7 protein-coding genes are annotated in these 6386 nt (G+C 62.8%); 4 read left to right on the top strand and 3 right to left on the bottom strand.

The features are described from left to right. Positions 1–171 precede the first annotated feature (171 nt). Positions 172–1275, bottom strand: a complete 1104-nt coding sequence (gene nadA, locus AC3WS7_RS09455; protein WP_492656158.1) for a quinolinate synthase NadA — start codon at positions 1273–1275, stop codon at positions 172–174. Beyond that, complete coding sequence (gene nadC, locus AC3WS7_RS09450; RefSeq protein WP_492656157.1) at positions 1275–2144, bottom strand: carboxylating nicotinate-nucleotide diphosphorylase; 870 nt, start codon at positions 2142–2144, stop codon at positions 1275–1277. Before nadC ends, nadA begins: the two co-directional genes overlap by 1 nt. Before the next feature lie 92 nt (positions 2145–2236). Between nadC and AC3WS7_RS09445 the strand changes: the two genes are divergently transcribed. From AC3WS7_RS09445 to panC, 4 genes are all read left to right on the top strand, one after another. Beyond that, positions 2237–2443: a DUF3460 family protein gene (locus tag AC3WS7_RS09445; protein WP_296465341.1), complete on the top strand. Its 207-nt coding sequence runs from the start codon at positions 2237–2239 to the stop codon at positions 2441–2443. A gap of 64 nt (positions 2444–2507) precedes the next feature. Next, the gene (locus tag AC3WS7_RS09440) at positions 2508–3356 is read left to right on the top strand and encodes a segregation and condensation protein A (RefSeq protein ID WP_492656156.1); all 849 of its coding nucleotides are present in this window, start codon (positions 2508–2510) and stop codon (positions 3354–3356) included. 91 nt (positions 3357–3447) lie between these two features. After that, positions 3448–4350 carry a 3-methyl-2-oxobutanoate hydroxymethyltransferase gene (gene panB, locus AC3WS7_RS09435; protein WP_296465337.1) on the top strand — a complete coding sequence of 301 codons (903 nt, stop codon included), beginning with the start codon at positions 3448–3450 and terminating at the stop codon, positions 4348–4350. 10 nt (positions 4351–4360) lie between these two features. After that, on the top strand, positions 4361–5185 hold the full coding sequence (gene panC, locus AC3WS7_RS09430; RefSeq protein ID WP_296465335.1) for a pantoate--beta-alanine ligase: 825 nt from the start codon (positions 4361–4363) through the stop codon (positions 5183–5185). Between the two features lie 68 nt (positions 5186–5253). Here panC and AC3WS7_RS09425 read toward each other — a convergent pair whose 3' ends face one another. After that, the gene (locus tag AC3WS7_RS09425; RefSeq protein WP_296465333.1) at positions 5254–6225 is read right to left on the bottom strand and encodes a porin; all 972 of its coding nucleotides are present in this window, start codon (positions 6223–6225) and stop codon (positions 5254–5256) included. Positions 6226–6386 lie beyond the last annotated feature (161 nt).

Raw genomic sequence — 6386 nt, 5'->3', positions numbered from 1 at the left:
GCGTCCGATACTTCATCTGCAACACTCCTTCTGCTCACGCAGGTTTTAGTGTGTTGCATCGACCGGTTGAATCCGCCCCGCAAAGCAGCCAACCGCCCTCTCACATCCGCTACGAACTCAATAGCTGCTTACGCATATTCCACGGGGCTACAGGCCAAAACCCCTCACAACTCAGGCCGCCCCAATATTCGGAATCAGCCCACCCACGGGCTGCCCGTTCTTCTGCGCCGCGGTAAACGCCAGCATGCGATCGATCGGCAAGCGCGCGCGGTCAATCAGGCGCTTGTCTACCTGGATTTCATTCAAGCCGTGCTCCAGCACCTGGGCCACACCGGCCAGGCCGTTCATGGCCATCCAGGGGCAGTGAGCGCAGCTTTTGCAAGTAGCGCTGTTGCCGGCGGTGGGCGCCTCGATGAAGGTCTTGGTGGGGTTGAGCGTGCGCAGCTTGTGCAACATGCCGTTGTCGGTGGCAACGATGAAGGTATCGGCGTCCAGCGTCTGCGCGGCCTTGAGGATGGCGCTGGTGGAACCCACGGCGTGGGCCAGGGCGACCACGTCTTTGGGGGACTCGGGGTGCACCAGCACCTTGGCCTTGGGGTGCTCCTTGATCAGGGCTTCCAGCTCAAAGGCCTTGAACTCGTCGTGCACGATGCAGGCGCCTTCCCAGAACACCATGTCGGCGCCGGTCTCGCGCTGGATGTAGCCGCCCAAATGTTTGTCGGGCGCCCAGAGAATCTTCTGGCCCTTGTCTTTGAGTGCACGCACGATGTCCAGCGCGCAGCTGCTGGTCACCAGCCAGTCAGCACGCGCTTTGACGGCTGCACTGGTGTTGGCGTAGACCACCACGGTGCGGTCCGGGTGGGCGTCGCAAAAGGCGTTGAATTCGCTGATGGGGCAGCCCAAGTCCAGCGAGCAGGTGGCGTCCAGGTCGGGCATCAGCACGGTCTTGTGCGGCGACAAGATTTTGCTGGTCTCGCCCATGAACTTCACGCCTGACACCACCAGGGTCTGCGCGCTGTGGTCGCGGCCAAAGCGGGCCATCTCCAGCGAGTCACTCACCAGGCCGCCGGTTTCTTCGGCCAAATCTTGCAGGTCGGGGTGCACGTAGTAGTGCGACACCATGACGGCGTTCTTTTCCTTCAGCAGGCGCTTAATTTTGTCTTTCAACGCCACACGCTGCGACGGCGTGGGCTCCACCGGCACACGCGCCCAGGCGTGCTTGGTGCTGCAGGCCGGCTGCTCGTATTCGACGTCAATCACATCGCTGGCAGACATCACAGCTCCTCAAAACGCATGGAGAAATCGGTGGCCTTCACGTCCTTGGTCAGGGCGCCGATGGAGATGCGGTCCACGCCGGTGGCGGCAATGGCGCGCACGGTGTCCAGGCTCACGCCGCCCGACACTTCCAAGATCGCCCGCCCGGCGTTGATGGCCACGGCTTGCACCAGATGGGCCATGGTCATGTTGTCCAGCAGCACCATCTGGGCACCGCAGTCCAGCGCTTCGCGCAGCTGGTCCAGCGTCTCCACTTCCACCTCAATGAACTTGGCACTGGCCGCAAGCTGGCTGGCGCGCTGCAGCGCGGCGGTCACACCGCCGGCAGCGGCAATGTGGTTTTCCTTGATCAGCACGGCGTCGAACAGGCCAATGCGGTGGTTGGTGCCGCCGCCCTGGTGCACCGCGTACTTTTGCGCCATGCGCAGGCCGGGCAGGGTTTTACGCGTGTCCACAATGGCGGCGCGGTTGCCGGGCACCGATTCGACCGCGCTGACAAAGGTGGCGGTTTTGGTGGCCACAGCGCTCAGCAGTTGCAAGAAGTTGAGCGCGGTGCGTTCGGCCGTCAGCAGGGCCTGGGCGTTGCCTTCAATCTCCACCACCACCTGGTCGGCGTGGCAGCGCTGGCCTTCGCGCACATGCCAGATGATGGCGGCCGACGGGTCCAGCGCCAGCACGGCAGCGGTGGCCCACGGCTCACCACAGAGCACCGCCGCTTCGCGGGCGAGCACGCGGGCACGGGCACGGCGGCTGGGGTCGATCAGGGAGGCGGTCAGGTCCCCCGCGCCCACGTCTTCTTGCAGGGCACGGGCCACGTCCGCCTGGGCCAGGGCGGCGATCTGGGCGGTGGAATAGTCAGAATTGCGCATAGGGCCGCAAGGATACCGGGTTTGCAGTCCGACCTGCCGTGCGCTGGGCAGCGGCCATGGCGGCTAAAATGGCCGCCAACGAGGATTCATCTATGAACATTTTCCGCCGCCCCGACTACCAATCCGAAGCTACCCAGTTCATTGACCAGCTCAAGACTGCCAAGCCCACGCTGGAAGCCGAACAACGCCAGGGCCGCGCCCTGCTGTGGGACAAGAGCGTGGACCGCAACGCGGTGAAGGCCTACAACGAGGCCCGCGTGGCGCAAAAGCCCTACGTCTACCAGACCAACGCCAAATAAGAGCCAAATAGGCCTCTAGCCCGCGTGAATATTGCGCGAGCAGCTCCCAATTTAATAGCAACTCATGAGCACTATCTCTGCGGACAGCGGCTCTGACACGGCCTCCATGGCCACCATGCCCGAGGTGGTGGACCGGGTGGCTTTGGCACGCCTGTATGGCGAGCCGCTGTTTGCGATGCCGCAGGATTTGTACATCCCGCCGGACGCGCTGGAGGTGTTTCTGGAGGCCTTCGAGGGGCCGCTGGACTTGCTGCTGTACCTGATCCGCAAGCAGAATTTCAACATTCTGGACATCCCCATGCTCAGCGTGACCAAGCAATATTTGGTCTACGTGGACCAGATCCGCAAGCACAACCTGGAGCTGGCAGCCGAATACCTGTTGATGGCGGCGATGCTGATCGAGATCAAGTCGCGCATGCTGCTGCCGCCCAAGAAGACGGCCGAGGGCGAAGAAGCCGAAGACCCGCGCGCCGAACTGGTACGCCGCCTGCTGGAATACGAGCAGATGAAACTGGCCGCGGCCCGCCTTAACGCGGTGCCGCAGTACGGGCGCGACTTCCTCAAAGCCAACGCCCACATCGAGCAAAGCCTGCAGCCACGGTTTCCGGATGTGCAGCTGGTGGACCTGCAAGAGGCCTGGCGCGACATCATGAAGCGGGCCAAGCTGGTGCAACACCACAAGATCAGCCGCGAGGAACTCTCGGTGCGCGAGCACATGAGCATCGTGCTCAAGCGCCTGCAGGGCCAGCGCTTTGTGGGTTTTGAAGACCTGTTTGACGCCAGCCAGGGCGCACCGGTGCTGGTGGTGACCTTTATCGCCCTGCTGGAGCTGGCCAAGGAAACCCTGATCGAGATCACCCAGGCCGAGGCCTTTGCCCCGATCTACGTGCGCCTGGCCTATTCCCCCACCTGAGATCGGCCTCTACATCGCGGTACGCAACTGCGGTTAGTATTCGCCCCACTTTCGCCAAACCCTTGGTAATCCCGATTTTTTGGAGTCCTCCATGGCCCTGAACCCGACCGGTGAACAAGCCTCCAGCGCAACCAACGCGACTCCCTACGGCACGCTGCCCCCGGCATCGCCGCCGTCCACCCGCAAGCCCATCAGCCTGCCGCGCATCCAGGAGATGCACACGCGGGGCGAAAAGATCACCATGCTCACCGCCTACGACGCCACCTTTGCGGCCGTGGCGGATGCCGCCGGTGTGGAGTGCATCCTGGTGGGCGACTCGCTGGGCATGGTGTGCCGCGGCCTGCACAGCACAGTGGGCGTGACGCTGGACGACATGGCTTACCACACCGAAAGCGTGGCCCGTGGCCTGCGCCGCGCCCAAGGCACCGCCTGGCTGATTGGTGACCTGCCCTTTGGCAGCTACCAGGAGTCGAAGGAGCAAGCCATCCGCAGCGCCAGCGTGCTGATGCAGGCCGGCGCCCATATGGTCAAGCTTGAAGGCGGCGGCTGGACCACCGAGGTCGTCCACTTTCTGGTGGAGCGCGGCATCCCCGTCTGCGCCCACCTGGGCCTGACCCCCCAAACCGTGCACGCGCTGGGTGGCTACCGCGTGCAGGGCCGTGGCGATGCAGCAGCCGATGTGATGAAGAAACATGCCCACGCACTGCAGGATGCCGGCGCCACCATGGTGGTGCTGGAGATGGTGCCCGCGCCCCTGTCGGCCGAGCTGACGCAAGAGCTGCCGCACTGCGCCACCATTGGCATTGGTGCGGGCAAGGGCACGGCTGGCCAGGTGCTGGTGCTGCATGACATGCTGGGTGTGAACTTGGGGAAAAACCCCAAGTTCGTGCGCAACTTCATGAACGACGCCCATAGCATCCGCGGTGCCATGGAAGCCTATGTGGCCGCCGTCAAAAACGGTACGTTCCCTGACGACTCTATTCACGCTTGGTGACCACAGGCCTATGCAACTCATCCACACCATTGCCGACCTGCGCGCAGCCCTGAGCCAGTACCGCCACCCCGCCGTGGTGCCCACCATGGGCAATCTGCACGCCGGCCACCTGGCCCTGGTGCGCCAGGCCAAGCCGCTGGGCGATGTGACCATCAGCACCATCTTTGTGAACCGGCTGCAGTTTGCCCCGCACGAAGACTTTGACACCTACCCGCGCACACTGGAGGCCGACTGCGCCCAGCTCGAAGCCGCGGGCTGCGACATCGTGTTTGCCCCCAGCGAACAAGAGCTCTACCCCCAGCCCCAGACCTTCAAGGTGCACCCGCCCACCGAGCTGGCCGACATTCTGGAAGGCCACTTCCGCCCGGGTTTTTTTATTGGGGTGTGCACGGTGGTGATGAAGCTGCTGGCCTGCACCCAGGCGCGCAGCGCGCTGTTTGGCAAGAAGGACTACCAGCAGCTCATGGTGATCCGCAACATGGTGAAGCAATTCGCCTTGCCCATTGAGGTGGTGGGCGGCGAAACCCAGCGCAACGAGGCCGGCCTGGCCCTGTCCAGCCGCAATGGCTACCTGAGCCCGGCCCAGCGCGAAGAGGCGCTGCTGCTGTCGGCCACGCTGCGCAAGATGGTGCTGGCACTGCGGGCCGGTGAGACCGATGCGGCGCGCCTGGAAGCCGATGGCATGCAGGCCCTGCGCAGCGCGGGCTGGGTGCCCGACTATGTGGCCGTGCGCCGCCAGGCCGATCTGCAGGCACCACGCAGTGGCGATGCCCTGGTGGTGCTGGCCGCAGCGCGGCTGGGTAGCACCCGGCTGATTGACAACATGGAAGTCTGAGCGCGCGCCAGACGTAAAAAAGCCCGGGACCAGCCCGGGCATAAAACCTTGGAATACCGGGGGGCTGCTTAGAAGGTGTACTTCAGGCCCATTTCAACCACGTCGCCTTCGCCATTCACCTTGGCCAGACCTGCGTAATCCAGGTACAGCTGCATGTTCTTGAACGGGGTGTAGCCCACGCCCACCGACCACTCGTCGCGGCCGTTGGTGTTTTCGGGCTTGACCTTTTGCATGGACAGGCCGAAGTCAAACTCACCCGACACATACGTCAGGGCCACACCGCTGAAGGAGGTCTTGATCTTGGCAGTGCTTTCCACCTCGGCCACCAGGCCCTTCAAGGCCACGCTGCCCATTTGGTAGGTAGCGGCCAGACCGGTGGCGTAACGGTCGGTGTTCAACTCGCCTTGGGTCTTGGAGCTGTCGGCCTTGTATTTGGCCAACTCGCTCCAGCCACCGGCCAGCGTGAAATTACCCAACTTGTAGGTCGCAGCCAGGGCAAAGCCGTTGGAATTCTCAGGATTGGCGGCGGGGCCAATCGCAGAGGTGTAGTCCACCGCAAAGCTCAGGTCGCCCAGCTTGTGGCTGTACTGCACGTGGCGGCCCTTGTTGGCGGAAGCAGGCTCGGTCATGAAGCCATTTTCGCCATGGCCCACGCCCAGGGTTTCCATCACGTTGTCTTCCATGAAGCTGTCGAACTGGCCAGCAGAGAAGCGACCAAACTTCTTGCTGGCAATACCAACACGGGTGTCATCCGAGGTGAAGGGGGAGTTGTCAGCCACGGGGTCGTAGTCCACTTCGATTTCGCCGAAGATGGAGACGTCGTCATTGATGTTTTTGGTGGCCTTGATCTCGACCTGGTTCAGGCCCTTGCCCAGCACTTCGTCGATCTGGCGACCGGCCGCATTCTTCTTGCTCACGAAGTAGGTGCCGACATCCACATTCACTTCAAACTTCACGTCTTTGTCAGTGGCCAATTCGCCAGCCTGCACACCCAGGGCCAGTGTTGCAACTGCGAATGCAACAGCAGATTTTTTCAACATTCCATACTCCAATTGATTGCGGTTTAAAAAGTCATATCAAGACAAGACACAACGACCGCGGAGTCTGAAGAGTGAATAAGACGGAGGGGTGAAATGGGAATGAAGTTTTGGTGACATCGCCGCCGCACGCAACCTGGCGCAGGCGCAGGCGCAGGCGCAGA

It is taken from the genome of Rhodoferax sp. EU05-FHT12H12, assembly GCF_058791215.1.
This window is presented reverse-complemented; position numbering and strand designations above follow the sequence as displayed.